Origin of the sequence: Acidithiobacillus sp. (genome assembly GCF_023229925.1) — a bacterium.
Lineage (GTDB): Bacteria > Pseudomonadota > Gammaproteobacteria > Acidithiobacillales > Acidithiobacillaceae > Acidithiobacillus.
This window is the reverse complement of sequence record NZ_JALNYM010000003.1, coordinates 51009-77002: the sequence shown is the minus strand read 5'-3', so window position 1 is coordinate 77002 and position 25994 is coordinate 51009. Positions and strand designations below refer to the sequence as shown.

General features: G+C 58.2%; 30 protein-coding genes. 10 read left to right on the top strand and 20 right to left on the bottom strand.

Annotated elements, in window-relative coordinates; translation table 11 throughout:
* Window positions 1-49 precede the first annotated feature (49 nt).
* From hemH to M0P56_RS10400, 3 genes are read right to left on the bottom strand one after another with little or no spacing between them, the layout of a single operon-like run.
* On the bottom strand, window positions 50-1057 hold the full coding sequence (gene hemH, locus M0P56_RS10410) for a ferrochelatase (protein WP_291509962.1): 1008 nt from the start codon (window positions 1055-1057) through the stop codon (window positions 50-52).
* Entirely contained in the window at window positions 1054-1827 is a 774-nt protein-coding gene (xth, locus tag M0P56_RS10405) for an exodeoxyribonuclease III (protein WP_291509961.1), read from the bottom strand. The genes hemH and xth overlap by 4 nt, the downstream gene beginning before the upstream one ends.
* A 5-nt stretch (window positions 1828-1832) precedes the next feature.
* Window positions 1833-2435, bottom strand: a complete 603-nt coding sequence (locus M0P56_RS10400; RefSeq protein ID WP_291509960.1) for a glutathione S-transferase N-terminal domain-containing protein — start codon at window positions 2433-2435, stop codon at window positions 1833-1835.
* A gap of 92 nt (window positions 2436-2527) precedes the next feature.
* Between M0P56_RS10400 and M0P56_RS10395 the strand changes: the two genes are divergently transcribed.
* The 7 genes from M0P56_RS10395 to M0P56_RS10365 all read left to right on the top strand — a co-directional run bounded on the left by M0P56_RS10395 (window position 2528) and on the right by M0P56_RS10365 (window position 9705).
* Window positions 2528-3364: a 23S rRNA (adenine(2030)-N(6))-methyltransferase RlmJ gene (locus tag M0P56_RS10395; protein ID WP_291509959.1), complete on the top strand. Its 837-nt coding sequence runs from the start codon at window positions 2528-2530 to the stop codon at window positions 3362-3364.
* Between the two features lie 74 nt (window positions 3365-3438).
* The gene (locus tag M0P56_RS10390) at window positions 3439-3723 is read left to right on the top strand and encodes a DUF2322 family protein (RefSeq protein ID WP_291509958.1); all 285 of its coding nucleotides are present in this window, start codon (window positions 3439-3441) and stop codon (window positions 3721-3723) included.
* Between the two features lie 12 nt (window positions 3724-3735).
* Window positions 3736-4497 carry an exodeoxyribonuclease III gene (locus M0P56_RS10385; RefSeq protein WP_291510160.1) on the top strand — a complete coding sequence of 254 codons (762 nt, stop codon included), beginning with the start codon at window positions 3736-3738 and terminating at the stop codon, window positions 4495-4497.
* A complete protein-coding gene (prmB, locus tag M0P56_RS10380) occupies window positions 4498-5409 on the top strand; it encodes a 50S ribosomal protein L3 N(5)-glutamine methyltransferase (protein ID WP_291509957.1) in 912 nt (303 codons plus the stop codon).
* 74 nt (window positions 5410-5483) lie between these two features.
* Window positions 5484-7103, top strand: coding sequence for an MFS transporter (locus M0P56_RS10375; RefSeq protein ID WP_291509956.1), 1620 nt, complete (start codon window positions 5484-5486; stop codon window positions 7101-7103).
* 52 nt (window positions 7104-7155) lie between these two features.
* Window positions 7156-8895: an arginine--tRNA ligase gene (gene argS, locus M0P56_RS10370; RefSeq protein ID WP_291509955.1), complete on the top strand. Its 1740-nt coding sequence runs from the start codon at window positions 7156-7158 to the stop codon at window positions 8893-8895.
* 6 nt (window positions 8896-8901) lie between these two features.
* Entirely contained in the window at window positions 8902-9705 is an 804-nt protein-coding gene (locus M0P56_RS10365; RefSeq protein WP_291509954.1) for an SPOR domain-containing protein, read from the top strand.
* Here the strand turns inward: M0P56_RS10365 and M0P56_RS10360 are convergent.
* Both M0P56_RS10360 and rsmA read right to left on the bottom strand, forming a co-directional pair.
* Window positions 9671-10138: a YbjN domain-containing protein gene (locus tag M0P56_RS10360; RefSeq protein WP_291509953.1), complete on the bottom strand. Its 468-nt coding sequence runs from the start codon at window positions 10136-10138 to the stop codon at window positions 9671-9673. The genes M0P56_RS10365 and M0P56_RS10360 overlap by 35 nt on opposite strands.
* Window positions 10135-10941, bottom strand: a complete 807-nt coding sequence (gene rsmA, locus M0P56_RS10355) for a 16S rRNA (adenine(1518)-N(6)/adenine(1519)-N(6))-dimethyltransferase RsmA (protein ID WP_291509952.1) — start codon at window positions 10939-10941, stop codon at window positions 10135-10137. The genes M0P56_RS10360 and rsmA overlap by 4 nt, the downstream gene beginning before the upstream one ends.
* Window positions 10942-11003: 62 nt before the next feature.
* On the opposite strand from rsmA, the gene M0P56_RS10350 reads away from it, so the two are divergent.
* On the top strand, window positions 11004-11558 hold the full coding sequence (locus M0P56_RS10350) for an HNH endonuclease (protein ID WP_291509951.1): 555 nt from the start codon (window positions 11004-11006) through the stop codon (window positions 11556-11558).
* Between the two features lie 26 nt (window positions 11559-11584).
* Here the strand turns inward: M0P56_RS10350 and pdxA are convergent, their stop codons facing one another.
* Genes pdxA through M0P56_RS10310 form a run of 8 tightly spaced genes read right to left on the bottom strand, consistent with a single transcriptional unit; the run spans window position 11585 to window position 16813 of the window.
* Window positions 11585-12586 carry a 4-hydroxythreonine-4-phosphate dehydrogenase PdxA gene (gene pdxA / locus M0P56_RS10345; protein WP_291509950.1) on the bottom strand — a complete coding sequence of 334 codons (1002 nt, stop codon included), beginning with the start codon at window positions 12584-12586 and terminating at the stop codon, window positions 11585-11587.
* Window positions 12583-12846: a S4 domain-containing protein gene (locus M0P56_RS10340; RefSeq protein ID WP_291509949.1), complete on the bottom strand. Its 264-nt coding sequence runs from the start codon at window positions 12844-12846 to the stop codon at window positions 12583-12585. The genes pdxA and M0P56_RS10340 overlap by 4 nt, the downstream gene beginning before the upstream one ends.
* 2 nt (window positions 12847-12848) lie before the next feature.
* Complete coding sequence (locus tag M0P56_RS10335; protein WP_291509948.1) at window positions 12849-13769, bottom strand: ABC transporter ATP-binding protein; 921 nt, start codon at window positions 13767-13769, stop codon at window positions 12849-12851.
* Window positions 13762-14079, bottom strand: coding sequence for an STAS domain-containing protein (locus M0P56_RS10330; RefSeq protein WP_291509947.1), 318 nt, complete (start codon window positions 14077-14079; stop codon window positions 13762-13764). Before M0P56_RS10330 ends, M0P56_RS10335 begins: the two co-directional genes overlap by 8 nt.
* On the bottom strand, window positions 14076-14714 hold the full coding sequence (locus tag M0P56_RS10325) for a phospholipid-binding protein MlaC (RefSeq protein ID WP_291509946.1): 639 nt from the start codon (window positions 14712-14714) through the stop codon (window positions 14076-14078). The genes M0P56_RS10330 and M0P56_RS10325 overlap by 4 nt, the downstream gene beginning before the upstream one ends.
* Window positions 14715-14726: 12 nt before the next feature.
* Entirely contained in the window at window positions 14727-15188 is a 462-nt protein-coding gene (mlaD, locus tag M0P56_RS10320; protein ID WP_291509945.1) for an outer membrane lipid asymmetry maintenance protein MlaD, read from the bottom strand.
* A gap of 14 nt (window positions 15189-15202) precedes the next feature.
* Entirely contained in the window at window positions 15203-15985 is a 783-nt protein-coding gene (gene mlaE, locus M0P56_RS10315) for a lipid asymmetry maintenance ABC transporter permease subunit MlaE (protein WP_291509944.1), read from the bottom strand.
* Window positions 15986-15988: 3 nt separating this feature from the next.
* Window positions 15989-16813, bottom strand: a complete 825-nt coding sequence (locus M0P56_RS10310) for an ABC transporter ATP-binding protein (protein WP_291509943.1) — start codon at window positions 16811-16813, stop codon at window positions 15989-15991.
* A gap of 310 nt (window positions 16814-17123) precedes the next feature.
* Here M0P56_RS10310 and speD point away from each other — a divergent pair, with 310 nt between their 5' ends.
* Window positions 17124-17525 carry an adenosylmethionine decarboxylase gene (gene speD, locus M0P56_RS10305; RefSeq protein WP_291509942.1) on the top strand — a complete coding sequence of 134 codons (402 nt, stop codon included), beginning with the start codon at window positions 17124-17126 and terminating at the stop codon, window positions 17523-17525.
* A gap of 119 nt (window positions 17526-17644) precedes the next feature.
* Complete coding sequence (speE, locus tag M0P56_RS10300; RefSeq protein WP_291509941.1) at window positions 17645-18481, top strand: polyamine aminopropyltransferase; 837 nt, start codon at window positions 17645-17647, stop codon at window positions 18479-18481.
* A gap of 15 nt (window positions 18482-18496) precedes the next feature.
* On the opposite strand, the gene M0P56_RS10295 is transcribed toward speE, so the two are convergent.
* From M0P56_RS10295 to M0P56_RS10265, 7 genes are all read right to left on the bottom strand, one after another.
* Window positions 18497-19102, bottom strand: coding sequence for a histidine phosphatase family protein (locus tag M0P56_RS10295; RefSeq protein ID WP_291509940.1), 606 nt, complete (start codon window positions 19100-19102; stop codon window positions 18497-18499).
* A 130-nt stretch (window positions 19103-19232) separates the two neighbouring features.
* The gene (locus tag M0P56_RS10290) at window positions 19233-20612 is read right to left on the bottom strand and encodes a sigma 54-interacting transcriptional regulator (RefSeq protein ID WP_291509939.1); all 1380 of its coding nucleotides are present in this window, start codon (window positions 20610-20612) and stop codon (window positions 19233-19235) included.
* Between the two features lie 6 nt (window positions 20613-20618).
* A complete protein-coding gene (locus M0P56_RS10285; protein WP_291509938.1) occupies window positions 20619-20930 on the bottom strand; it encodes a hypothetical protein in 312 nt (103 codons plus the stop codon).
* Window positions 20920-22434: an ATP-binding protein gene (locus M0P56_RS10280; RefSeq protein WP_291509937.1), complete on the bottom strand. Its 1515-nt coding sequence runs from the start codon at window positions 22432-22434 to the stop codon at window positions 20920-20922. The genes M0P56_RS10285 and M0P56_RS10280 overlap by 11 nt, the downstream gene beginning before the upstream one ends.
* An 81-nt stretch (window positions 22435-22515) precedes the next feature.
* Window positions 22516-23631 carry a carbohydrate porin gene (locus M0P56_RS10275; protein ID WP_291509936.1) on the bottom strand — a complete coding sequence of 372 codons (1116 nt, stop codon included), beginning with the start codon at window positions 23629-23631 and terminating at the stop codon, window positions 22516-22518.
* Between the two features lie 14 nt (window positions 23632-23645).
* Window positions 23646-24761 carry a PQQ-binding-like beta-propeller repeat protein gene (locus M0P56_RS10270; RefSeq protein ID WP_291509935.1) on the bottom strand — a complete coding sequence of 372 codons (1116 nt, stop codon included), beginning with the start codon at window positions 24759-24761 and terminating at the stop codon, window positions 23646-23648.
* A 568-nt stretch (window positions 24762-25329) separates the two neighbouring features.
* Window positions 25330-25593: a hypothetical protein gene (locus M0P56_RS10265; protein ID WP_291509934.1), complete on the bottom strand. Its 264-nt coding sequence runs from the start codon at window positions 25591-25593 to the stop codon at window positions 25330-25332.
* Between the last annotated feature and the right edge of the window lie 401 nt (window positions 25594-25994).

The window sequence follows — 25994 nt, the reverse complement described above, 5'->3', positions numbered from 1 at the left end:
AAGGGCCAGGGAAAGATACTGCTATAGTAGTCTCGAGCCGATTTTAGCCTTACTGCGCAGAAACGGCAAAATTTTCCGGGCACTCCCAATGAAGCCAATGGGGCTCAAGAATTTGGCTGAACGCCGCTATCCAGAGGGGGTTATCGTTGAGTGCCGGGATATAGCGCAGTTCCCGGCCGCCCGCCCTAAGAAAAGTGTCTTTGCCCTCCATGGCGATTTCCTGCAGTGTTTCCACGCAATCTGCACTAAACCCAGGGCAGATGGCGTCTACGCGGGACACTCCTGAACGCGCCAACTCGACGAGCGTTTTATTGGTATCGGGCCCCAGCCATTGGGCGGTGCCGAAGCGGCTTTGAAAGGTCTGTACCCACTGATCACCAGACAAACCGAGTTCCTTTATGAGTAGTGCGGTAGTCTTTTCGCACTGAGCGCGATAGGGATCGCCCTTTTCAATGCACATCTCCGGCAAGCCGTGAAAAGAAATCAGCAACCGCTCTGCCTGCCCGTGTTCGTGCCACCAGACACGGACACTATCCGCCAGAGCACGAATATAGGCAGGGTGTTCATACCAGTCCCGAATCATGCGAATTTCCGGGATTTCGCGCCATTTCCGCAATTCTCTGGCCACCGCGTCAAAAGCGGAGGCGGTGGTGGCTGCCGCATATTGGGGATAAAGTGGGACCATCAGTATTTTGCTGCAGCCGGCGGCACGCAAAGCGGTCATGCCTTTCGCAACTGACGGGTTGCCGTAGCGCATCGCCAGCTCCACCCGGACCAGGCCGGGAAACTGCTGATCCCAATGGGCCTGCAGTGCGTCGCACTGGCGCTGGCTATAGACCATCAGGGGTGAGCCATCGGGAAGCCAAATACTCGCATAATTGCGCGCCGAGCGGGTGGGGCGAAACAGCAGAATAGGCCCATGCAGGATGGGCCACCAGAGTATCCGCGGAAGTTCTACTACCCGGCTATCACTAAGAAACTCGCGCAGGTAGCGGCGCACTGCCGGCGCGGTAGGCGCATCGGGGGTGCCAAGATTGACGACCAGAAGTCCAATCATGCCTCGTTCTCCAGCGTGATATAGACCGGCGCGTGATCTGACGGGCGCTCCACCGCTCGCGCGGCGCGGTCGATGACGACATCCTGAGTGCGCGCAAGCAGTGGACTCGAGGCCAGGATCAGGTCGATGCGCAGTCCCTGATTGCGCCGGAACGCTGCCGCACGGTAATCCCACCAACTCCACGCCTGCGCGTCCGGGTACAGGCTACGGTAGCTGTCATGCAGTCCGAGGCTTAACAAGGCGTCCAGCGCCTCCCGTTCGGGAGCTGAGCAGAGTATGCCATCCCCCCAGACCGTAACGTCGCAAACATCACGGACGTCAGGGGCCACATTGAAATCCCCTGCCAGCAGCAGTTGCGGCCAGCGCTGCAACTCCTCGGCAATCAGCGCACGCAGACGCCCAAGCCATTGTAATTTATATGGATACTTGTCACTACCCAAGGCCTGCCCGTTGGGCACATAAACATTGATGACGCGTAAGTCACCGAAGCTGGCGGCGCACAGTCGTGCCTGTCCGTCACCGCCGCCTGGCCAGTCGCAACGGGCGTCGTCAGGTGCTGTCCGGCTCAGTATGGCAACACCGTTATAAGTCGGCTGACCGTGATAGAGCGACTGATAGCCTGCGTCCGCCAGTTCGGCCACCGGGAAACGCGCATCGACCAGCTTGGTCTCCTGCAGACAAAGAACATCGGGCTGCTCACTACCCAGCCATTCCAGCACTTGGGGGAGACGCACCTTCAGGGAGTTGACGTTCCAGGTCGCAATTTTCATGAAAATTACTGGGGCGCAGTGGCGCTGATGGCGGAACGTTGATGCAGGGAGTGCATCCAGGTCGTCAAATCCGGGAATTGCAGCAAGAAATCCGGTGCGCGCAGATCGACATAACCGACTGCGGCGATGGTCGCAATCTGCGCCAGATTCAACACTGGCGCTGCGGCCAGATCTTGCCACGCGCACGCCTCTTCCTGCAGCACAGCCAGTGCGGCAAGCACCTTGTTACGGGCACGCTGCAACACACCGGCATCCTGGCAATCTTTACTGTGGCGTTGCTCCAACACCCAGGCAACCGTGGTATCCATAATGCCGCCAGCCAGCGCCTCAATCCGCAATGTCTCAATGCGGGCCTCCGGATCATGAGGGATGATGGCGGGTTCGGGGTGCAGAATTTCCAGATATTGGATAATCACTGCTGAGTCATATACGGCCGAGCCGTCATTACGCACCAGCACGGGGATCTTGCCCAGAGGATTGTGCTCCAGTGCCCCATGGTCGGCGGCGCGGAGATCCACCCACTCCAAAGCGCAGGGGATGTTTTTTTCCAGCAGTGCGATACGCACCTTCCGGGCATAGGGGCTGGTCTGCGTAGCATAAAGTCGCATCTTCATCTCTCCTTTTCCGCTGAGTCTGGGTCACTATCTGTTATCATGACGAAAGCGTCGCCCCAAGCCAACCCCAGAAAGATAAACAAGCCATGAATTACGACCATCATTATCACGCCGGCAATGCTGCCGACTGCATCAAGCATCTGGCCCTGAGTCTCACTTTGCAAGCCCTGATCCGTAAGGACACGCCGCTCGCTTACATCGACACCCACGCGGGCGCAGGACGATATACACTAAGCGCGCAAGGAGAACACTTGCTGGGCATTGCGCACCTCTGGGTGGATCGGCGTAGCTTGCCGCATGCGGGTGCTTGGCTAAAAATCATCGGCAACGAGAACAGCGACGGTGTGTTGCGCCACTATCCCGGCTCACCCGCCCTCGCCGCCGCCCTGCTCCGGCCTGCTGACCGGATGGTGCTCTGCGAACAGCAGCCCGAAGTAGCGACGCATCTGCGCAGGGCGATGGGCAAGCGAGCGCACACCAGTGTCATCGGTGAAGACGGTTATCGCGCCCTCTTCGGGCTGATTCCCCCGCCTGAAAAACGCGGTCTGGTCCTGATCGACCCACCCTTTGAACGCAGAGATGAATGGGAACGCCTCGCGGACGCCCTGATCCGCGCTTATCAGCGCTGGCCGCAAGGGGTGTATCTCGTCTGGTACCCGATAAAAATCCGCGGTACGATCACCAGATTGCGGCAGGCCTTGCGCGAGCGCCTTCCGGCTTTTGCCTGCGAACTGTTGCAGATGCCGGAGGAAGGCCGCGAACAGCTTTTCGGCAGCGGACTGATCATAGTGAATCCACCCTGGGGTCTGCGCGAGGCACTGACCGCCGCCCTGACGGAACTGGGTCCACAGCTCAGCGTGCCACAAAGTGGTGGGCTGTGGTCCCTGCATTGCCAGGGCTGGCCAGGTCCAGAGAAGAGTTAGCCGGTGTAGCCGACACCGCCACCTGGGCCCGCCAGCGCGGGCTTTAACAGATGATTCATCAACAAGGAACCACCATGAGCACCCCGACACTGCCCAATATCGACCATGTGCGCAAACTGCTTCTCTACGGCGGCCCCCTCGCGCAGCTTCAGGGGGAACTGGTCAAACAACCCGGCCAGGAAATCAGTGTTGCCGTACTTTATCAACTGGCACTACGCCATGGCGTCATCAGTCCGACGGCGGCGCGGGAGGGACTCGCCCTGCTCGCTGCAGCCAGTACCGCCGGCGATGCCGGGCGTATCATTCTGGAACGGGTGCTGGCCGAGGGGGATTTTCTGGCCGTGCGGGTGATCCGTTGAGCGGTCGTGACCATGCGCCTGTATAGCTGGAACGTGAATGGCTGGCGCGCCGCCTGTCGTAAGGGGTTGCGCGAATGGGTCGCAGCGACGCAACCGGGTGTGCTCTGCATCCAGGAAAGCAAAGCCGACCCGGACCGCCTGCCGACCGCAGAAATCGTACTGGAGGGCTATGATGGCCGCTGGGCAGTCGCCGAGCGCTCCGGTTACAGCGGCGTTATCACTTTCAGCAAAGCACCCTGCCGACCACTGGCCACAGGGCTAGGCATCCCACGTTTCGATCGAGAAGGCCGCGTGGTCATCACCGACTGTGGAGATTTCGACTTGTATAATGTCTACTTCCCCAATGGCAAAAAAGATACGGAACGCCTCGCCTTCAAACTGGATTTCTATGCCGCCTTCCTGGATATGGTCAACGCACGGGTTGCCGCCGGGCGAGCGGTGGTATTCTGTGGCGACGTCAACACCGCCCACCGGGCCATCGACCTCGCCCGCCCCAAAGAGAATGCGAAAATATCCGGCTTTCTCCCCGAGGAACGGGCCTGCCTGGACCAGTGGGTAGCGGCAGGCTGGGTGGACAGCTTCCGTCACCTACACCCGGACGCGACGGACTATTCCTGGTGGAGCCAGCGCACTAACGCCCGAGCCCGCAATATCGGCTGGCGCCTCGATTATTTCTGGATACATGAGAGCCTGTTGCCGCGCCTGCGCGGAGCAGGGATTGCCACTGATGTGACGGGCTCCGATCATTGCCCGGTCTGGCTGGAGTTGGATTGAATGGACCTCGAACAATATGCCGCCTTCGCTATCACCACACTGCATACGGTAACCGATTACCGGCGTTGGGGAGCCAGCCGTTTTGCCGCTGCCGGGCTCGACTTCAGCCAGGGCCAGCAGCAACCCCGCGCCGAAGCGGACACCCTTATCGCGCGGGCGCTGCACCTGGAGCCAGAAGACCTTGCAGATCTGGGCGCAGCCCGTCTGCTGGACAACGAGAAGACCACGATTCTCAACTACTTTTATCAGCGGGAAATGCTCCGCCGTCCTGCCGCCTACATCACCGGCGAAGCCTGGTTTGCTGGACTGCGTTTTAGCGTCGATGAACGGGTCCTCATTCCCCGCAGCCTGCTTGAACCGTTTATTGAAGAGGGCTTCGCACCCTGGGTAGAGGAATCGCAGGTACAGCGCATTTTGGAGGTCGGCACGGGCTCCGGCTGTATGGCCATCACCCTGGCCCTGCGTTTTCCAGACTCCGAAGTGGACGCAGTAGACATTTCCGCCGAGGCCCTCGCCGTAGCCCGCACGAATGTACGACGCTATGGCTTGGAGGACCGCGTGCATCTGCATCAGTCCGACCTCTTCGCCGCATTGGATGGACAGCGCTACGACCTGATCCTCAGCAACCCGCCCTATGTGGACGCAGCGACCATGACGGAACTACCCCCCGAATATCGGCACGAGCCCCGTCTCGCCTTGGCCGCCGGCGATGATGGCCTGGATTGCCTGCTCCCCCTGTTGGAGCAGGCGCCGCACCACCTGCAGGCCGGTGGCATCCTGGTAGTGGAAACCGGCGATGCCGAAGAAGCCCTCACCCGCCGCCGTCCCGACCTGCCCCTGATCTGGCTGGAGCATCCGGCAGGCGGCTCCGGTGCCTTTTTGTTGGTAGCAACGGCCGACGGTGGTTTCTAAAGCAGCACAAGACCGACGTTATGCCGTCGTGACGACCAGCTCCAGATCAAGACAATCTCCAAGGATTCCGCCTCGTGGAAACATCGCCGTCCCTTTCTAGAATCTGGCCCCTCTTTGCGGGGGTAGGTCTCGCCCTCGGTATGGGCTCCTTCGATGGCGCCTCGGTGCAGGGTATTTTTCCTTACGTCGCAGGTGGTCTGTCCACCAGCAGCGATCATGCCCTCTGGACCCTGACCTACTTCATTGTCCACTGGTCACTGGGGATTACCCTGATGCCCTGGACGACCGCCCGCTTCGGGATGCGTCGCGTTTTTCAAGTGGCGGTTGCCGTGGCCGTACTGGGAACCGTCATCAGCGCGGTAACCAACAATCTCTGGATTATGCTGTTGTCTCGTGCTCTGGAAGGTATCGCCGCAGGGCTCCTCGTCCCCCTGGGTCAGAGTCTTTTTCTGCACCACAGCCCCCTCAAGCGCCATGGTCTGGTGACCATTTTCTGGAGCAATGCCATGCTCGTGCCTTTCTTCTTCGGGCCAACCATCGGCGGTCTGCTGGCGACGGAACTGGGCTATCGCAGCATTTTCCTACTTTCCCTGCCGATATGGGGCGTCGCCCTGTTTTTGGGCAGTCTGGGCATCCCCAAAGAGCAGGGCAATCCCCTAACCCCACCCTTCGATAGCTGGGGCTTCGGCCTGCTCTATGGCGGACTGATGAGCATGCAAATTGTGCTGGATCAGGGTGAGCAGTACGGTTGGTGGCATTCCACCTTCATTCTCAAAATGACCTTAGTTGCCTTTATTTTTTTGCTGCTCTTTGCCTGGCGGGAAAGCGAAACTCAGCATCCCCTGCTCCCGTTACACTTTCTGCGCCGACGCAATTACTGGCTGGGTTTGCTGTTGCTTTGCCTGGGCTGGGCCATGTTCATGGGCTGGGCCTCCATACTGCCCCTCTGGGCAGAGGAAACCCTTGGTTTCAATGGGTTTTGGGGGAGCTCCGTACTTATTCCCATCGGCATCGGCGCCATCCCTTTGTCGACGCTGATGGACCGTCTGCGCGGGTTACTCGGACTGCGACTACTGGCGACCCTCTGCTTTGCCATTTTTGCCTTCGCCTATGGCAGCGCTTATCTCAGCCCCATCAGCAATCTAGGCGACCTGTTCTGGTCGGTGCTGTTCATCGGCATGGGGGTGGGCATGCTCTTCGTACCGCTGACCATGATCATCCTCTCTGGCCTTAGCGCCCAGGAAATCCCGTCAGCAGCCACCACCAGCAATTTCATTCGCGTCTTCAGCGCCAACATCGGGGTGAGCCTGCTGAGCGTCTACTGGACCCGCTACAGCGCCCTTGCCGGCGACCATCTACGCGGCCACATCAGTCGTTTCAACCCGGAAACGACGCTCTCCGCCCAACACCTGCACACCCTGATCAGCGTGCAGGCCGATACCCTGAGCATCGACAACCTGCTGCGCCTGTCCATGTGGATCTGCCTGATAGCGGCCATCGGCGCCTACTTCTTTATCATCCCGCCCAGCACTCTGCGCAGCGCCGATGGTCCGCGCAATTATGTGGAGGAGGAAGAGGACGAGTTTTCCGCAGCAGCCAGCGCCGGAAGCGCTCCTTATAACCACTCTGTTTCGCGCTCCCCGCTGCGTGGACATGTCGGCAGGATGTCCAGGATACAACAACCTCTGCCGTAAAACGTTTGCTTCGGTTACACTAAAGTAAACATTTCGTGCATAAGGTAGCCCTGTGAAAGCATTTGTCAGCCAAGCCCTGCAAGGGGCGCTTCAACAACTCCACGCCCAGGGCAGCATTCCAGGGGTTCCCGCCACTCTGGAGTTGGATCGCCCCAAGCAGGTGGAACACGGCCATCTCGCCAGCAACGTCGCCCTGCTCCTCGCCAGAGTCGTCGGACGCAAACCGCGCGATCTCGCCGCCGACATCGTCGCCGCCTTGCCCGCCTCGGAGTGGATTGCCCGCACCGAAATTGCCGGCCCCGGCTTCATCAACTTCTTTTTGCAGCCAGCCGCCTTTCATGCAGTGATCCGCCAGGTTAGTGCCGAAAAGGAGCACTTCGGCGCCAACCAAAATGGTGCGGGTCAACGGCTGCAACTGGAATTCGTCTCGGCCAACCCTACCGGCCCCCTGCACGTCGGGCACGGGCGCGGTGCCGCCTATGGCGCCAGCCTCGCCAACATCCTCCGCTTTAGCGGCTTCGACATCTTTTGCGAATACTATGTCAACGATGCCGGGCGCCAAATGGATATTCTCGCCGCTAGCGTCTACCTGCGTTATCTCGAAGCCGCCGGGGCGCTGCCCTGGCCCTTCCCTGAGAACAGTTATCGGGGCGACTATGTGCGCGAAATAGCGACCCATCTCCGGGAGCAGGTCGGCAACCGCTTACAGCACGCAGCGGCCGGATTGCCGAACCTCCCCGAGATGAGCGACGGTGATATCGCCATCGACACCCTCATCGCCTATCTGAAGCAGTCTCTCGGCGAAAACTATCGCACCCTGCACAGCGCCGGACTGGACGAGATTCTCGCCGACATCCGCGATGATCTGGAGGGCTTTGGCATACATTACGATCGCTGGTATTCCGAGCGCAGCCTGGTGGATACGGGTGCAGTCGATGCCGCCATCGCTGCCCTCGAAAAAGCGGGACACTGTTACACCCAGGAAGGTGCCCTCTGGTTCCGCGCCACCGCCTTTGATGATGACAAGGACCGGGTTTTGCGTCGTGACAACGGCGCCTATACCTACTTTGCCTCCGATGTGGCTTACCATGCCGAAAAATTTGCTCGCGGCTTCACCCACGTCATCGACATGTGGGGTGCGGACCATCACGGCTATGTGCCCAGAGTCAAGGCCGCCCTGCGCGCCCTTGGCCTCGATGACCAGCAACTGGAAGTCGTCCTCGTCCAGTTCGCCATCCTCTATCGCGGTACAGAAAAGGTCTCCATGTCTACCCGCGCTGGCGAGTTTGTCACCCTCCGTGAACTGCGCGAGGAAGTGGGCAATGATGCGGCACGTTTCTTTTATGTACTGCGCCGCGCCGACCAACATCTGGACTTCGATCTGGAACTGGCAAAAAAGCACTCCGAAGAAAACCCGGTATTTTATATCCAGTATGCTCATGCTCGGGTCTATTCCCTGCTGCGTCAGGCGGCAGAAAAAGGGCTCAGCCTGCCGTCAACAGACGGCGTTGACCTGGAAATTCTGCAGGAACCCCGCGAAATCGCACTTGCCGACGCCATCTGGCGCTTCCCGGAAGTAGTAGCCACGGCGGCACGTGATCGCGAACCGCACCAGATTGCCTTCTATCTTAGGGAATTGGCTGCAGCCTTCCACACCTACTACAATTCGACCCGAATTTTAGTGGAGGAGACGCCGCTGCGCCACGCCCGTCTGACGCTCTGTCTGAGCGTCGCACAGAGCATTGCCAATGGGTTACGACTGCTTGGCGTCAGCGCACCGGAACAGATGTAAGGATTCATGCGCGATTACAAAAATCAAACCAGTCGCCCGCGAGCGCAAGAGCCGCGCCCGGCCGTCACGCCACGGCAGCAGACAAAGCTGGAAGACGACTCCGAAAAAACACCGCCCCATCCCCCACGGTACTGGCCATGGGTGTTGCTGCTTCTGGTGGTCGCGCTCAGTGCGGGGATCTGGTCGTGGATAGCACAGCTCCCCATCACCACAGGAAAACTCGGTCTCATTAGTAGCGGGACGGGACTATCGGCAGCGACGGCTTCCGGCCGTAGCGCACTGACAGCCAATCAGAAACAGCCCGGTAATCTGCTGGCCACCCATACCCCAGCCATTACACAAACTCCGGTGAGCAACTCACTTGCCGTCGCTGCAGATAACAGTGCCACAGCCGCCAACCGCAGCGGCGTCAATTTCAATTTTTACCAGATACTGCCCCATATGCATGTGGACATTCCAGCCGACATCCTCGGTAGCGGCCCCGGTATCCCCAGTGCGGCGACCGCCAGCAATATCAGTGTCGTTCACCAGCCGGTAACTATTCAGGTGGGCGCTTTCACCAACCGCGCCGCCGCCGTCGTCCTGCGCGATCGCCTCGCCCTGCTGGGGGTCAGCACCCGGATGGAAAAAGTAGAAGCCGGTAATAACAACACCCTCTACCGGCTCCGCACCAGCATCTTCGATTCTCTGGCAGCGGCCCAGCCCACCCTTGCCAAAATCCGCGGCATGGGCATCACCCCATTGCTGCTGGGCAGCGGAATCATCGGCTCCGGGGTCAATGCACCGCTGTCGCAATCTCCAACGCCCTAATCGCGGCGACCGGGGTTTCCTGACCACTCAGCACCCGGTCCAACCCTGGCAGATAGTGGTTGATGGTCTCTACACCAACCAGCAGGTATGGGCGCAGCAGAGCAGTGCTCAGCACCGTGGCAGGTGCCTGGAGGATCGTCTTGAAGTTGATTTCTCCATCCTCCATATCGAGTTCAAAGTTACCCAGGGCTAGTCCATAGTTGGCACGGGTCAGAAACTCCGCCACTGCCGGGCGTTTTCCCATGGTTATCTCCAGATTCTGGGGACGCAGGTAAAACAGGATACGCTCCCGTTCGCCATGCACGTGGCAAAAAATGTCCAGAACACCATGAGGTACCTGCAACCCACAAGTGAGGACCGGATAATCGGGCAGCGTCTTCGCTTCCCATTCCAGTTCGGCAAAAAGTTTCTCGGCAACTTCCAAATGATTCATGATCGGTTTCCTTGTTCAACTGTTGCCTCGGCGAGGCGAAAAAAGGCGGCCTGGTCCAGCATCTCGGCGCGGCAGCCTGGATCAATCTGCAAACCCTGCAAGTCATCCGCACTCAAAATGCCGCGCAGATTATTGGCGAGTGTCTTGCGGCGATGGGCAAAGCTAGCAGCTACCATTCGCGCAAAAGACGTCTGCAGGTGGCGTGGTAGCAACCCTGGACGATGCGGTACCAGGCGCATGAAGGCCGAATCCACCTTCGGCACCGGAAAGAAATTCCCGGGCGCCACCGTGAACAGGGATTCCACCGCGCAGTGCGCCTGTATCATCACCGAAAGCCGGCCGTAGGCCTTGGTTCCCGGCACCGCCACCATGCGCTCCACCACCTCTTTTTGCAGCATGAAATGCATATCCCGCACCTGTTCTGCGTGTTCCAGTATATGAAAAATCAGCGGCGTCGCCACGTTGTAAGGCAGGTTACCGACTACCCGCAGGACATTCCCGGCACCAGCCTGTGCCGCAAAGTCGACCTCCAGCGCGTCGGCCTGCATGACTTTTAGCCGCTCCGGCGGCGCGAGCGCGCGCAAACCGGCAATCATATCCCGATCCAGCTCCACCACCGTCAACTGCGGCAAGAGGCGCAGCAAAGCTTTGGTCAGCGCCCCCGGCCCCGGCCCGATTTCCACCAGTTGATCGCCGGGCACAGGGCGAATAGCCGCCACAATACGCTCAACGATCTGCGGCTGAACCAGAAAATTCTGCCCGAAACGCTTTTTGGCACGCGGCAGGCGCCCCTCTTGCATCATTAGCGCACCTTCATGCTATATTCGGTCGACGCCTCTAGCAGGCGATGCGAAACGGAAAGTCTATGCACCTCGTGCTGCGCCTTGACGTCGGTGGTCGTCCCATGGCCTGGGAAACCTGGGAAGAAGCCGCGGCCCATTATGTCCGAGGTAATGTTGCCTGGACACTGGGGAGTCCTTTCTTTACCGCACATGGCGGCATCTGCCGCCGCAGTGGTACCCTCTCGCAACTTGATATTCATCCGGTCATCGCCGTCCGCGGTCGCCATCAGGGTAAAATTCGACCCCCGGCCCTGTCCAATCAGACCTTGTTTCATCGCGATCATCATCTCTGCATGTACTGTGGTAAACATTTTCCTATCCGCGAACTCACCCGTGACCATATCATTCCTATCTCCCGCAGGGGCAGGGATATCTGGACCAACGTGGTGACCGCCTGCCGCAGTTGCAACAGCCGCAAGGACAACCGCACCCCCGACGAGGCGCGCATGCCGTTGCTCGCGGTGCCCTTCACCCCGACCTGGGCCGAGTATCTGCTGCTCAGCAATCGGCGCATTCTCGCCGATCAGATGGAGTTTTTAATTGCCCAGGTGCCGGAAGGGCGCAACCGCATTTTTTGAGTATGCAGACCGACCTGCGACAGACATCAGCAGCCTGCAAGGCACCGGTTACGAACAATTTCCGCAGCCGTATCCAATGCCCGAAGCAGACTGCCCCCTTCTGCCCGGCCGGTGCCCGCCACGTCCAGCGCCGTGCCATGGTCCACACTGGTGCGCACGATGGGCAAGCCCAAAGTAATATTTACTGCCTCGCCAAAGGCATGGTACTTCAGCACCGGCAGTCCCTGGTCGTGATACATGGCCAGCACCGCATCAGCATCTTCCAGCAGGCGCGGAGTAAACAGGGTGTCGGCCGGCCATGGGCCGCTGATCCGCAGCCCCTCTCCCTGCAAGGCGGCTATCACTGGCGCGATGATATCCTGCTCCTCATGCCCCAAGTGCCCCCCCTCCCCGGCATGGGGGTTCAGTCCGGCAACCAGAATACGGGGTGCCGAAAGGGCGAAGTCTTCACGCATGGCCCGGTGCAGGATACGCAGCGTACCCTCCAAGCCTTCCGGGGTAATGGCTGCCGCTACCTGGGCTAAAGGCAGATGAGTCGTCGCCAGCGCCACCCGCAGGCCGCGACCGGCCAGCAGCATGACCACCTCTGGACTGCCACAGGCCTCCGCAAGATATTCTGTATGCCCGGTGAAGGGAATCCCCGCGTCGTTGATGATGCCCTTGTGCACCGGTGCCGTCACCAGCGCATCCGCAACACCTGCACGTAATAGGTGCATCGCTTTATCCAGAGTAGACAATATCGCCGGTGCATTAGCCACATCCAGATGGCCTGGACGACAAGGCCTGGCCAGCGCCATGTCCAGCACGTGCAACACACCATTTCCGGGCGCCGGCCAGGGATTGCCCTCCTGCCAGGGCTCCAGTCGCAGCGATAAACCCAGAGTCAGGGCGCGACTGCGCAGACAGTGCAGGTCGCCAATGAGCAGGACCCCTGAGGGCAGGGCGTGCCTGGCCAGCTGCAGGCATATATCCGGGCCGATACCTGCGGGTTCCCCCACCGTCAGCAACAAACGTGGCTCTGTGATCATTCCTCAACCTCCTCGGGCAGTACTTCCACCACCCCTTCCGGTCCTTCAATCCGTTGCGGAATACGCAAAACCCGCACCCGCATCAATCGATCCCGAATATCGATGGTGAGCATATCACCCACCTGCACCATCGCCCCCGCCTTAGCCATCCGACCATTGATCTGCACACACCCGGCATCGCAGATATCTTTAGCCACACTACGGCGTTTGATCAGACGTGACGTCTTGAGAAATAGATCGAGACGCAAGAGGTCTGCCAAGCTTAGCGCCCTTGTCCGAGGATGTCCGTAAAGGCATCTTCCAGGCGCGGTTCCTGCAGATGCAAATCCAGGATTTGGGCGGGCAGCGTTTGCAATTGTGCCAAGACGTCCCCCAACGGGTTCTTCTGCGCATCAATCCTGAGGACACGGGTATTTTCTGCCGCACCAGTCATCAACTCCGCCAGTTCAGGAGGGAGCATGCCGGGATCGTGGTCGAAGGTCACCGTCAGCACCCGCCAACTGGAGGCGCGCAATAATTCATCCTTGCTGTCCAAGGCAACGATTCGCCCCTGCTGAAGAATGGCGATTCGCTGGCAGAGTTCTTCGGCCTCTTCCAGATAGTGGGTGGTGAGAATGACCGTATGACCCTCTTCATTATAGCGCCGCATAAAACGCCAGAGGCCCTGGCGCAGTTCCACATCAACCCCGGCGGTCGGCTCATCCAGTACCACCACCGGGGGCCTGTGCACCAAAGCCTGGGCGATGAGCACCCGCCGCTTCATGCCGCCGGATAACGCGCGCAAATTGGCGTTGGCCTTGTCCGTCAGATCCAGCTCTGCCATCAGCTCATCAAGCCAGTCATCATTATGACGCAAGCCAAAATAGCCGGATTGCATGCGCAGAAACTCCCGCACGGTAAAAAATGGGTCATAGGCCAGCTCCTGGGGCACGACCCCAAGCAACTGACGGCTCCGGCGAAAATCTCGCTCCACATCAAAGCCGAAAATTTCTGCGACCCCGCTTGAACGGCACACAGTCCCGGCCAGGATATTGATGAGCGAAGACTTGCCCGCGCCATTGGGACCCAGCAGACCAAAAAATTCTCCGGCATGCACATCCAGATCTACGTCAGCCAAGACCAGGTGGCCGCTGCCGTAGGCTTTGCGCAACCCGGCGATGTGAATAGCCAGGGAATCAGTCATGGCACAACGGCAAAATATCCTGCAGATGATACAAACTCGCCAGTTCTTGCAGCTTGGGCGAGGCCCCGTGAATACGTAGTGCAGTTCCACGCTGTCTGGCCTGCTGCACCCACTCCATCAACATGGCAAGTGTCGCACTGTCCGCAGCCTCTAGCTTCACGACGGAAACTTCTGTGCAATCCTGCCCGTCCTTCACCCATGCAAAGGACCGCAGTGCCTTATCCATCGGTGCCACCCGCCAGTCCCCTTGCAGGAAAAGCCATGGGGTACCATCAACCATCTGTCGTTCCCAGGAGGTCGCTGTGCTCAAGCGGCCGCCGCCGTTTTGCCTGCTGTGCTACCCATGCCATCCCTGGCCTTCATGTCCTGGAGCAGCGCGGGTATTCCGCGGCTTGCAGCAATCTGGCCAAAGCTCTGCCGGTAATTCAGCACCATGCTGACCCCGTCAATATAGGTGTTGTAAATCCGCCAGGAGTTGTTGGTGTAGAGCAAGGCATAAATCACCGGAACATCTGGAGCACCACCGTTCTGACGAATAACCATGTTCACTTGTGCCACAGGCGGATTCTGGGAGATCTGCTGGCTGCCAGTGATTTTCACCGTCTGTCCGTGATAATGATTGAGTGAATTGCTGTAGGTACGCACCAGCAGATCCTTGAACAGCACCACAAATTCCTGCTGCTGGGCTGGGTCCATCTGCCGCCAGTACCGCGCCATCACATATTGCGACATGGTGGTGAAATCCATGTGCGGCAAGACAATATCCGCCACCTCTTTCTTCACGGCTGGCGTGATAGGCCTACCGTCATTGGAGCGCAGCACCTTGAGTACGCTATTGGTAAGCTGCTGAACCACCGCTACCGCCCCCTGCGTGTCCTCTGCCGCGGCAGGCAACGTCCAGGCCAGAACAAAAAATGCCAGTGAAATCAAAGAAAATTGACGCATACCAAATCCTCCCTATTTGCTACCCGAGGCCTTATCGAAGACCATCTGGCCGATTAGCTGATCCATATTGACCGCGCTTTGCGTCATGGTAATGGTGCCGCCCGGCTTCAGATCCTGTGGCATTCCACCCGGCTGAACGGCCACATATTGCTCGCCCAGCAAACCCTCGGTGTAAATGGATGCGCCCGTATCCGTCGGCAATTTCACCTTCGGTTCGATACGCATCGTCACATTCGCCATGAAGGTCTTGGGGTCCATGCCGATGTGGGTCACCTCACCGATCGTGACTCCGCCCAGTCTGACCGGGCTGCGCACCTTGAGACTGCCCACGTTGGTGAAATCTGCATGCAGTACGTAACCGTCGTTGTAGGCGAAGCCGGAGAGGTTCCCTACGCGCAGTGCCAGCACCACCAAAGCGGCGATGCCGAGAAGCACAAAGACGCCCACCCACCAGTCTATCGCCCGTTTTTCCATGCGCCGTCTACCCCTTAGGTGAATAACAAAGCTGTGAGAATGAAATCGAGACCCAGCACCGCCAGCGACGCCGTCACCACGCTCCGGGTCGTGGCGTTACCCACGCCTTCCGCAGTCGGCTGTGCCGCGTAACCTTGCCAGGCGGCGATCCAGGTCACCACCAACCCAAAGCAAAGGGCCTTGAACAGACCCGTCAGGATATCGCCGGAAAACGTCACATTGGACTGCATCTGCGCCCAAAAAGTGCCGCCATCCACGCCGAGCACCGGCACCGAAATAAGATACCCGCCGAAAATACCGACCAGATCAAAAACAGCACAGAGTATGGGCACGACGATGATCCCCGCCCAGAGGCGGGGCGCCACGACCCAGGCAAATGGGTTGACCGCCATCATTTCCATGGCGCTTAACTGTTCCGTCGCCTTCATGGAACTGATTTCGGCGGTCAGTGCCGACCCCGCCCGCCCAGCGAAGAGCAGCGCGGTCAGCACCGGCCCCAGCTCGCGCAGGAGTGACAGGGCGACCAGGGTACCCAATGCCGAAGTGGCACCAAAGCGCACCAGCGCGTAATACCCCTGAAAACCCAGCACCATGCCCGTGAAGAAAGCGGCGACTGTCATCAGGAGCAGCGACCGCACCCCAAAGCCATACACCTGCTTGAGCAGTTGTTGAATGCTAAAATGGCGGTGGATCACCGCCACCAAACTCCGTAGCAGAAAACGGGCCGCGGACCCCAGGTTGGGGATCGTCAGCAATACCTGCCGCCCCAGATTCGGCACAAAATCCAGAAAGGCCATGGTCTAAATCACCTCACCCGCAGCGGCTGAATCCGTCAAAGCGGTGGCATAATTATCTCTCGCGGGGTAATGAAAGGGCACCGGCCCATCCGGCTGCCCACCAAGAAACTGCCTGGCCAGTTCTGAATTACTGGCGCGCAAGGCCTCTGGCGAACCTTCCGCAATGATTTTACCGCCCGCGAGGATATAGCCATAATCCGCGATAGAAAAAGTCTCCTGCACGTCGTGACTGACGAGAATACTGGTCGCTCCCAAGGCATCATTGAGGCGGCGAATCAGGGTCGCAATAATCCCCACACTGATGGGGTCCAAGCCGGTAAAAGGCTCATCATAAAAAATCAGCATCGGATCCATCACCACCGCACGGGCCAGCGCCACCCTCCGCCCCATGCCACCGGAGAGCTCGGCGGGCATCAATCCAGCCGCACCCCGCAAACCCACCGCTTCCAGCTTCATCAGCACCAGTTTACGCAAAATACCCTCGTCCAACCGGAAATGGCGGCGCAGAGGAAAAGCGACATTCTCAAAGGCGCTAAAATCGGTAAACAGAGCGCTGTGCTGAAAAAGCATGCCCATGCGGCGCCGTAACTGGTATACCCCCTCAAAATCCAGGGTTTGCAGATCCTGCCCCGCCACCCGTATACGCCCGGACTGGGGCGCCAGCGTGCCGGCCATCAGATTCAGCATGGTCGTCTTGCCACCACCGCTCGCTCCCATGAGGGAGACTATAGCCCCTCGGGGAATACGCATATCCACCCCCGTCAGGACCGGATGCGCCCCTCGTGAAAAGTGCACATTTTCCAGTTCGACAAGGGCCTCAGCGGCCATGGGCACTCTCTGCGTTTGCGATCATGGCGCACAGTATAAACCGAACGGTCAGCATGGGGCCAGAACACGGCGCAGAAGCGATGAGAATCACACCTCGTTAACCGCTAAAAACCCTTGCATCCTCAGCGCATAGGCGTATAGTTCGTCGTCTGTTTCCACGGCACCGAAAGCAGTTACTAAGGGGGTCAGTCCTTAAGAGACTTGGAGCAAGGCATCGTTCCAGCAAGGTAGGGCATAAAACCAAGTACTGTCTGGGGGTGCACGGGAGCTACTTCTTAACCGTTTATTAACTTTGGTAAGGGGGGCACCTATGCGCTCATTGGGACATCAAATCGTCGCAGATTTTTACCACTGTGACGGCAGTACCTTGTCTGATGTTGATTATGTTACAGATGCCATGCTCGAGGCCGCCCGGCGTGCCAATTGCACCATCGTGACGCAAACTTTTCACCACTTCTCGCCCTACGGGGTGAGCGGCGCCGTTATCGTCGCCGAGTCGCATCTGGCCATTCACACCTGGCCGGAATATGGTTACGCAGCGGTGGATATTTTCACCTGCGGCGATGTCATCCAGCCCGAGGATGCCTTGAATTATCTCAAGGAAGCCTTTGGCGCCGGGCAAGTCTCCACCATGGAGATGAAGCGCGGACAAGTGGATATGATGGGCGTTCCTGCCCATGAGTTGCGCGTCAAGCCGGTTCTCTGCGCTTGAAATGACTCACAGCGGTAACGGGTGGACCTGGGTAACCGGTCCGCCCTTTTCTTTTGCCTGTTTCTTCCGCAAAATCCCCCGCAAGCACCCCACCATCCCCAGCGTTGAGAGAGGCGGATATGAGCACAGAATTGTGGTACACCGAGCGCTATGAAGAGCACGGCGCAGCGTTGAGTCTGAAAATCCGCGAAGTGCTGCATCGCGAGCAGAGTCCTTATCAGACCATTGAGATCTTCGAAACCGAGCAGTTCGGCACCCTCATGACGCTGGACGGGTTGGTGATGGTCACCGACCGCGACAACTTTCTCTATCACGAAATGATGAGCCATCCGGCCCTCTTTACCCACCCGGCGCCCAAACGGGTACTGATTATCGGCGGCGGTGACTGCGGCACCCTGCGCGAGGTACTGCGCCACCAGGAAGTGGAAGAAGCCACGCAGGTTGAGCTGGATGAGCGGGTCACCCGCGTCGCCGAACGTTTCTTCCCGGAGCTCTGTGAGAAAAATAAGGACCCCCGCGCCCATTTTCACTTTACGGACGGCATCGTCTGGATCAAAGAGGCGGAGGCGGGGCGCTATGATGTGATCATTGTCGACTCTACCGACCCGGTCGGACCGGCGGCAGGGCTTTTCGCCACGGACTTTTACGCGGCATGTCACCATGCGCTGGCCGACCAGGGTGTACTAATCGCCCAGTCTGAGTCGCCACTTCTGCACGCCGACCTCATCCGCCAGTGTCAGAATCGTATGACCGAAGCGGGCTTTGACGGAGTGAACAGTGTGTACTTCCCGCAGTTCTGCTACCCCTCCGGCTGGTGGAGCGGGACACTGGGACGCAAGGGCTTGGCCATGGATGCTTTCCGTGCTGATGATGCCCGGGTCTTTACCGGCACTCATTACTACCACGCGGGGATGCAGCAGGCCGCACAGGTCGCCCCAGCCTTTCTTCTGCCCTGAACGGCCACTTCAGAGTCAGCCAGCGCGCGGTCCGATAACCGAGCGCTGCGGACAGTAATTCCACAGACGCAGGGCGGGGACTTCATGTTCCCAACCCAGGCAGGAAATGCTGCCCGGATCCAGGTGCAGATGATCACCAAAACGCAAATCCAGCCCCAGCCAACGGGTAGCCAGCGCCCGCAGAATGTGACCATGGGCAAAACACAGCACATGGCGGTGGCCTTTCGCATCCCACTCCTTAAGCAGCTCGTCGCAACGACCACTGACGGCTTCCGGGCTCTCACCCTCAGGGCCACCACAACGGAAGATGCTCCATTCTGGATCTTCCTGGCGAATTTCGGCCGTCGTCATGCCCTCGTAACGACCATAGCGCCACTCACAGAGCCCCCGATGCAATTCTGGATCGCTGAAACCCGCAAGAATGGCGGTATGATGGGCGCGCAGCATGGGGCTGGAGTAAATGCCATCAAAATGCCCCTGTTCCACAAAGCATTTCCAGAGCGCTTGCGCGTCTGCGCGCCCTTCCGCCGTCAACGCCACCTCGGTCACCGAGGTATGTTTGCCGCGATCTGTCCACTCCGTCGTGCCGTGCCGCACCAGGGTGATGGATTCTATATTCATGCGGAGCCTCCAGAAGGTGATGCACGTCCTTCTTAACTATACGACCCCGACCATTCCGTGAACCAGCAATTTTTCCGATCGCTATGGGCCAAAAGCGGATCACCCATTCTTCAGCGCATCGTGTGATTTATTATACTTCTGTTTCGTCTTCATCGCTGCCCGTTTCTTTGAAGGCAGCGGGGTCCAGGTGGTAACGACGTAGCAGGCGATAAAACTCCGTCCGGTTGCGCTGCGCCAATTGTGCCGCCTGACTCACGTTGCCCCGGGTCATGCGCATAATCTGGATCAGATAATTCATCTCGAAACGACCCTTGGCATCGGCCAGGGGCATGACTTCACCCTCTCTGTCCCGCAAGGCGTGACGGATGAGGGGCGCACCGATTCGCGGGGTAGTAGACAGCACCACCGCCTGTTCAATGACGTTGGCCAGTTGCCGGACGTTACCTGGCCAGGGCGCTCCCACCAGCAGTTCCATGGCCTCCGGCGCGATACCGCGGACATCCTTGCGATTCTTGGCTGCCGTATCGCGTAAAAAAAACTCGGCCAGCAGCGGGATATCCTCGGGCCGCTCAGCCAGGGCAGGCAGCTCCAGAGTCACCACGCAAAGGCGATAGTAGAGATCATCCCGAAAACGCCGGGCAGCCATCTCCTGCTCCAAATCCCGATGACTGGCGGAGATGATTCGCACATCCACGGCGATGCTCTCGGTGGAGCCGACAGGGCGGATCACTCGTTCCTGCAAGGCGCGTAACAGTTTGACCTGTAAGGAGAGGGGCATATCGCCAATTTCGTCGAGAAACAGCGTGCCACCCTCAGCGGCCTGAAACAGCCCCTGATGACTATTGGCCGCCCCGGTGAAGGCGCCTTTTTTGTGCCCGAAGAGTTCCGACTCCAGGAGTTGCTCGGGAAAGGCCGCGCAGTTGAGCGCAATAAAGGCGTGATTGCGGCGTGGGCTCGCCTGATGGATGGCCTGGGCCAGCAATTCTTTACCGGTACCACTGGCACCATGAATGAAGACACTGGCATCAGAAGCAGCCACCAGACGCGCCTGATCCAGCACCGTCTGCATTTTTGGACTGCGGGTCAGGATACGGTCCCAACTGGAATCCCTGCCCTTCTTGCCCGAACCCGGCAGAACCGCCGCTGTCAGGTTGAAGGCGCGCTCCACCTGCGCCATCAGATCCTTGCCATCAAAAGGCTTGGTGAGGAAGGCAAAGACACCTTGATCTGCCGCCAGCAAGGCATCGGGGATAGACCCGTGGGCGGTGAGGATGATGACGGGCAAAGTCGGGTAGTCACGGCGAATGGCGTCCAGCAGCGCCATCCCGTCCATCTCGTCCATCTTGAGATCGGTGATGACCAAGGACGGATGTTCCATTGCCAGTACCGACAGCGCCTCGTTACCACTGGCCGCGGTACTGACGGCATAACCGGCCGTCTTCATACGCAAGGACAACAGACGCAGGAGATCAGCGTCATCATCTACCAGTAAGATTCTGCCCTTTTCCATTTCGGTTTAGTGCCCCTGGGGTAAGCGCGCGTTTTTCTCGATCTGTACCAGCTCATTGAGTTTCTTGCGCAAATCCATCTCGCGTTGCTGAGATTGCAGGAGGCGGTTCTGCAGGTCATTGACCCTCGCCTCCAACTTTTGGTAGCCGGGATCACCAGCCCGAGCATCAGCAAGCTGCTTAGTCAGGCTGGCGGCTTCCGCTTTTTCGGAAACACAACTTGCGCTGACTGGGGTGACTTTTTCCAACACGCCAATACGCGCCTGCAAGGCCGCCAACTTGCTGGTCTGTATAACCTGTTCACCCGACTTAAGAATCACTGTATTTGGAGGTAGTAGAGGCAACGGCGTGGTCGCGCAACCCGCCAGGGTCAACATGGCGAGCGTGGGCAGCAGTACGATCCGTGATCGGCAGGCGCAACCGGAAGCAGGCCCCTGGCGTTTTTTTATCCAGCAATTCAAGACTTCCCCCATAACTCAGTACATATTCTCTGGCGATGGCCAGTCCCAACCCGCTGCCCTCGATCTTCCCCGCGTCCGAGGCCTCGCCCCGGTAGAGAATATCGAAAATCTTTCCACGCTCTTCAGGCGCTACACCTGGCCCCTCATCCTGAACATCGAGAACCGCTTGTTCGTCCTGTACCTGCAAATATATCCGTATAGTAGCGTTTTGCGGCGAGAATTTCACGGCATTTGACAACAAATTATCGCAAATAGTCCGCAGGCGGTCTTCATGACCACGCACACGCACATCGGCCAGATCCGTGACCAGATGCAGGGATTTACTGCGCAGGCTAGGCTTATAACTCAACAGCAGTTCCTCCACCACCGCCGTCAGGGAGATATCCTGCACCATACCCGCACCTACTGGACCCTCGGCCAGGCTGAAACGCAGGAGATCCTCAATCAGCCGCTGCAGACGCAGGCTGTTGTCGCGAACGATATGCACGATCTCCTGCTGCTCGTCGGCGCCCAACTCGTGGCCCAGGTCCTCCTGGAGCAACTCTGCGCCTTCACGAATGGCCGTCAACGGCGTCTTCAACTCGTGGGAAAGTTGCCGCAGGAAATGCAGCTTGGCTGCCTCCAACGCATTGAGCCGGTTACGCAACCACTCCAGACGATCGCCCAGACTGGCAATATCTCGCGGCCCCTGCACGGCGATGGGTGTTTCCAGATCACCATCACCCAGACCGGAAACCGCCTGGTCAAGACGCCGGATGGGACGGGTGATCAACACAATAAACAGGATCGCGAAGGCAATCGAGAGCGGCAACACCAGCAGCACCTCCACAACAGTCAGACGCTTGATCGCCAGCGCCCGGGTACCCAGCTTGGCCACCTCGGTGCTGATGCCTTCATTGACATCACTTTGCAGGTGTTGCGCCTCCGCGCTGGTACGGCTGAAGTCGCTCTCCAGTGCTCTGCGATTTCCCTCCAGCGATACCAGTGGCAATAACCGACGGGCGCGACTCAGATGGGTGGCGAGCCGTTCCAGGCGTTGTCTATCGACAGGGGAGGGGCCGGCAGCAGCAAATTGGGCGCTGGATTTTTTGTATTCCGTAAAACTCTGATCATAGAGCACCAGCAACGCCTGATCCTGTAACACGGTATATTGCAGTCCGTAGCGCTCCATGGATCGCACCGCATTATTCATCCGGTTGGCGGCATCACTCATAGCCACCGCGCGCAAAATGCTCACCTGCCCCTGCTCGGCGAAGTGGGCAATGGAAATGGTCACACTAACAATGACCAGCACCAGCGGCACAATGGCCAGACCAAAACCGATGACGGCCAGCTTGGAAATGGAACTCGGGCGTAATGCCATAGACCAGCAGGCTCCGACGAAGAAAAAAGAGTCTCAGCGTAGAATCGCAGCCTGGAAAGTGCAAGGGCTACCGCTTAGTCCCTATGAGAATCGCATGTGAAGACGAAGGATACCGACCAGGGCATTCGGGTAGGTCGCACTGGGATGAACCACATACTGAAGGTCACTTTGCAGATATAAACGAGGGATAATCCGCGCTGAATAGTAACCCTCAAAATCTGTTTCCGCATGATAAGGCGCGTCCCGCAGCCAGGCCCGGGCCATACCGATACCCACACTATCGCCCGTTCGCGCCACCCAGAAATGTCGTAGGCGCAATCCGGCACCCATATACCAGGGCAGAACATTCACCGGATTGGGTGCCGCCTCAAACTCCAAAAAACTTCCCCAATTCATACCATCCTGCTCCCAGCGGTATTCCCCTGTCGTGTAGAAGCCGCTGGTGTCGTTACCCAGTGTGGCCTGGTATTGCGGTAGCTGGCTGTTGCGCCACCCGCCTAATTTCACGATATATTTCCCGCCGCCCAGAGAGCCGTTCCGGTCGGCCTCCAACCAGACCATATTTCCCCGATGCGCGGGATTCTCAAAGGGGTGAATGGCATCCCCCTCGAAGACACCTGCCATACCTGTCCAACCGTCAGTGCGATAACTTCCCATTACCCCCAGGCTGGAAAATGGGTAAGAAGATGCTCCTGGCACATTGATGCCCATCGCCGCCCCAAACCCATAAGAAACATTCAGGAAATTACTGGCCACGCCGGTAGAGTCGAAATAGTCATTGGCACTGATGAGTCCAGCCCACAACGTAGCATTGCCCATATTTTGCCTATAATACAGCTTATAGAGCGCACCCCGATTGAGGCCGGTGAAGGCGTTCACGCACTGCGTATCCCCAACGTAGTTCTCCGGGTTACCGTTCTGGATCGCCAAAAACTCTGTGACGAAGCGCCCGCCAGACCACCATCCGGCGCGACGGGTGTCGAAAGCAAAGCCCGCTTTACCGGTAGCGTTGCCCACCGCGCCGGGTGCGATTCCCCCGGAAAAATTATCAATGCCCTCCAGACTGAGATGCAGGTTCCAGGAAAGTGCGTTACTGAAGCTGGCAGCATCCGCTGTGGATGCCATCAGACAGGTTGAAACGAGCATCCCCAGACAAGCCAGCCAGATAGGACGACGCACTTTATGCTGATTGTGCATGTGCTCATCCCCCATCAGTGGCCAATGGCTACTATCGTTCCACCGCTCGTGCCCACATAGACATGGTCGCCTTCAGGTACCGGGGAGGTGACCACGTCCTTGCTGTGATAGGTCCATACGGGACGACCGCTCTGCGCGTTGAAGGCCATGACCTGGTGGTCATTCACCTTGAGTACGGCGACACCTTGCCAAAGCACTGGCTGCGACAGAGGAACGCCATGCAAATGGCTACGCCAGAGCACTTTCCCCGTTCTTGCCGCGAGACCCAGCAGATGCCCATCCCGTGAGGCGACTATCAGGGTTTGCCTGACCATGACCGGGGGATAGGCGGTGTAGTCGGTCATCTGGGTGTGCCAAATCTGTTTTCCGGTTTTGGCCGAGAAGGCATAGACGCCGCGGCCTCCTGCCCCAGATGCAATATATGCCCGGTCATGCCAGATGAGAGCGGCTGTATCAATGGGTCCATTGGTCGTGAAATTCCACAGTGACTTGCCCGTCGTCGTCGAATACGCATGCACGGTGCCGCCGCGGTTGCCCAGGATTACCGTGTGTTCCCAAACCACAGGTTGCGCAACAAAGGCATAGCCAGTTTTTTGCTGCCAGCGGATTTTCCCGGTGTTATCGACCAACCCATAGACGTTGTGATCCGCAGAACCAAAGATGACTGTACTATCTGCCAGAACGGGAGGGGTCAGCTTGGCACCATCACCAACAAAGGTCCAAAGGCGATGATCCGGGATTTTTCCGACGGGGTAAAAAGCATACAGGCTGTGGCCATCCGTTTCCGCAAAAAGCAGATGCTGAATATAGTGCGTCACATGGCTGCACATGCATTCCGGTGGTTCATGGCGGGTATAGTCCCAGATCAACGCACCGGTTTTGGCGTCGATGGCGCGCATGAAATGAATGCCCCCAACATCGGAGGCCACAAAGACCTGTGCCCCGCCCAAAGATACCGGCATTTGGATCGTCCCTTCCGTGGCGAAACGCCAGAGGACTTTGCCCTCCTTCACAGCAAAAACATTGGGGCCCTTAGCTTGCGCAGTATCCACATAGACCGTGCCATCGGCAACGCGTGGAATATTGTAAATCGGTGCGTGGACATCTGCTGTCCACTGTATTGGTGCCACAGATATTGCCGCTGAGGCGGCTATTGGCAGACTAATTGTTGCGGCGGCTAGGAGGCTGTGAACAATGCGCACGACATAAGTATCCCTTTGTAGTTCGGTAGTAGAATTTTACCCTATCCTTACAGCAATGAGTAATAATAATGTTTTTGGATGCCATGCACCTTTTGATATAACTTGCACCAACTATCTACTGTGATGTTTATACATTTGTCAGCGAACCAAAGTTGACTGGCGCCAAACGTAACGTCGACCATAACCCGCCTCGAACATCAGCAAATTCGCCAAGCCGGAGACCGCCATCCGGAAGACACCCCTCAACCAGCTTTACTAGGCGTCGTTAGGCGGGTTTATCTGGACCAGCGGCTCATGTCATACGGAACGCTGCTGCCGGGTCCCGGCCGTTCGATCAACATGAGTCTGCATATAGATTTTGACGGGGATAATGTCTGAATGCTGCAAATCGCAGACACAAAAAAACCTGGGGTTTAAAAACCCCAGGTTTGGAAATCAGAACTCAACAGGTCAGGCCGCAGAGGCGCAACCCGATAAATCCCTAAACGGCAGGTCCTTAAGCCGCAGGCTCGGCCTTCTTCTCGACAGGCTTCTTCATTTCGGCCTTCTTCTCCATCACTTTGTGCTCAGGAGCCTTTTTTTCGACCTTCTTGTGTTCAATCTTCTTGTGCTCGACCTTCTTCTCCATGGCCTTGTGCATAGGGGCTTTGTGCTCCACGGTCTTTTCCGGGGCCTTTGCGGCTGCGGGGACTTCGGTGGCAAAGGCAGCAGTGGCAGTCAGGAAGGACAGGGCAGCCGTCAGGGCAACAATCTTCTTCATTGGTAAGCTCTCCTCAAAAAGTGGTTCCAGTTTCCGCGCTCGGCGGTGCCGTTTTTCGACAGCGAAGAGGCAAAAGCACAAGTCGTGCCAACATTTAACTATATGTTTTTAAATTAATTATTTTACACCTCGGCATTGGAGAGCATTAATGAGTCGCTTATATCCAATATGCATGCAGGTGGGAAGGAGCTCCGCCGCGCGTCTTCGGATGCTGAGCAGACATCACCTTATAAAAAAGTATTCATATATACATGGTGTTAACAAGCAGCGTACGAGAGCAAAAGACAGAAGTGCATCACCAACACCCAGGCAAGAACAGGGAAGGGGGAACAAGGAAGAGAAGCCAGTGCGTCACCTTTAGGCGACAGGACTTGGCAGTCTTGCAATAACGGCGTGGTCTG

Excerpts from the sequence above, each read along its gene's own strand:
- M0P56_RS10310 (WP_291509943.1), bottom strand. The coding sequence starts at position 16,813 with ATGGCCGCTGAGGCCCTTGTCGAACTGGAAAATGTGCACTTTTCACGA.
- M0P56_RS10275 (WP_291509936.1), bottom strand. The coding sequence starts at position 23,631 with ATGCACAATCAGCATAAAGTGCGTCGTCCTATCTGGCTGGCTTGTCTG.
- speE (WP_291509941.1), top strand. The coding sequence starts at position 17,645 with ATGAGCACAGAATTGTGGTACACCGAGCGCTATGAAGAGCACGGCGCA.
- M0P56_RS10335 (WP_291509948.1), bottom strand. The coding sequence starts at position 13,769 with ATGACTGATTCCCTGGCTATTCACATCGCCGGGTTGCGCAAAGCCTAC.
- speD (WP_291509942.1), top strand. The coding sequence starts at position 17,124 with ATGCGCTCATTGGGACATCAAATCGTCGCAGATTTTTACCACTGTGAC.
- xth (WP_291509961.1), bottom strand. The coding sequence starts at position 1,827 with ATGAAAATTGCGACCTGGAACGTCAACTCCCTGAAGGTGCGTCTCCCC.
- M0P56_RS10265 (WP_291509934.1), bottom strand. The coding sequence starts at position 25,593 with ATGAAGAAGATTGTTGCCCTGACGGCTGCCCTGTCCTTCCTGACTGCC.
- M0P56_RS10390 (WP_291509958.1), top strand. The coding sequence starts at position 3,439 with ATGAGCACCCCGACACTGCCCAATATCGACCATGTGCGCAAACTGCTT.
- mlaD (WP_291509945.1), bottom strand. The coding sequence starts at position 15,188 with ATGGAAAAACGGGCGATAGACTGGTGGGTGGGCGTCTTTGTGCTTCTC.
- M0P56_RS10400 (WP_291509960.1), bottom strand. The coding sequence starts at position 2,435 with ATGCGACTTTATGCTACGCAGACCAGCCCCTATGCCCGGAAGGTGCGT.
- pdxA (WP_291509950.1), bottom strand. The coding sequence starts at position 12,586 with ATGATCACAGAGCCACGTTTGTTGCTGACGGTGGGGGAACCCGCAGGT.
- M0P56_RS10395 (WP_291509959.1), top strand. The coding sequence starts at position 2,528 with ATGAATTACGACCATCATTATCACGCCGGCAATGCTGCCGACTGCATC.
- M0P56_RS10350 (WP_291509951.1), top strand. The coding sequence starts at position 11,004 with ATGCACCTCGTGCTGCGCCTTGACGTCGGTGGTCGTCCCATGGCCTGG.
- prmB (WP_291509957.1), top strand. The coding sequence starts at position 4,498 with ATGGACCTCGAACAATATGCCGCCTTCGCTATCACCACACTGCATACG.
- hemH (WP_291509962.1), bottom strand. The coding sequence starts at position 1,057 with ATGATTGGACTTCTGGTCGTCAATCTTGGCACCCCCGATGCGCCTACC.
- M0P56_RS10280 (WP_291509937.1), bottom strand. The coding sequence starts at position 22,434 with ATGGCATTACGCCCGAGTTCCATTTCCAAGCTGGCCGTCATCGGTTTT.
- M0P56_RS10295 (WP_291509940.1), bottom strand. The coding sequence starts at position 19,102 with ATGAATATAGAATCCATCACCCTGGTGCGGCACGGCACGACGGAGTGG.
- rsmA (WP_291509952.1), bottom strand. The coding sequence starts at position 10,941 with ATGATGCAAGAGGGGCGCCTGCCGCGTGCCAAAAAGCGTTTCGGGCAG.
- M0P56_RS10365 (WP_291509954.1), top strand. The coding sequence starts at position 8,902 with ATGCGCGATTACAAAAATCAAACCAGTCGCCCGCGAGCGCAAGAGCCG.
- M0P56_RS10360 (WP_291509953.1), bottom strand. The coding sequence starts at position 10,138 with ATGAATCATTTGGAAGTTGCCGAGAAACTTTTTGCCGAACTGGAATGG.
- M0P56_RS10385 (WP_291510160.1), top strand. The coding sequence starts at position 3,736 with ATGCGCCTGTATAGCTGGAACGTGAATGGCTGGCGCGCCGCCTGTCGT.
- M0P56_RS10325 (WP_291509946.1), bottom strand. The coding sequence starts at position 14,714 with ATGCGTCAATTTTCTTTGATTTCACTGGCATTTTTTGTTCTGGCCTGG.
- mlaE (WP_291509944.1), bottom strand. The coding sequence starts at position 15,985 with ATGGCCTTTCTGGATTTTGTGCCGAATCTGGGGCGGCAGGTATTGCTG.
- M0P56_RS10290 (WP_291509939.1), bottom strand. The coding sequence starts at position 20,612 with ATGGAAAAGGGCAGAATCTTACTGGTAGATGATGACGCTGATCTCCTG.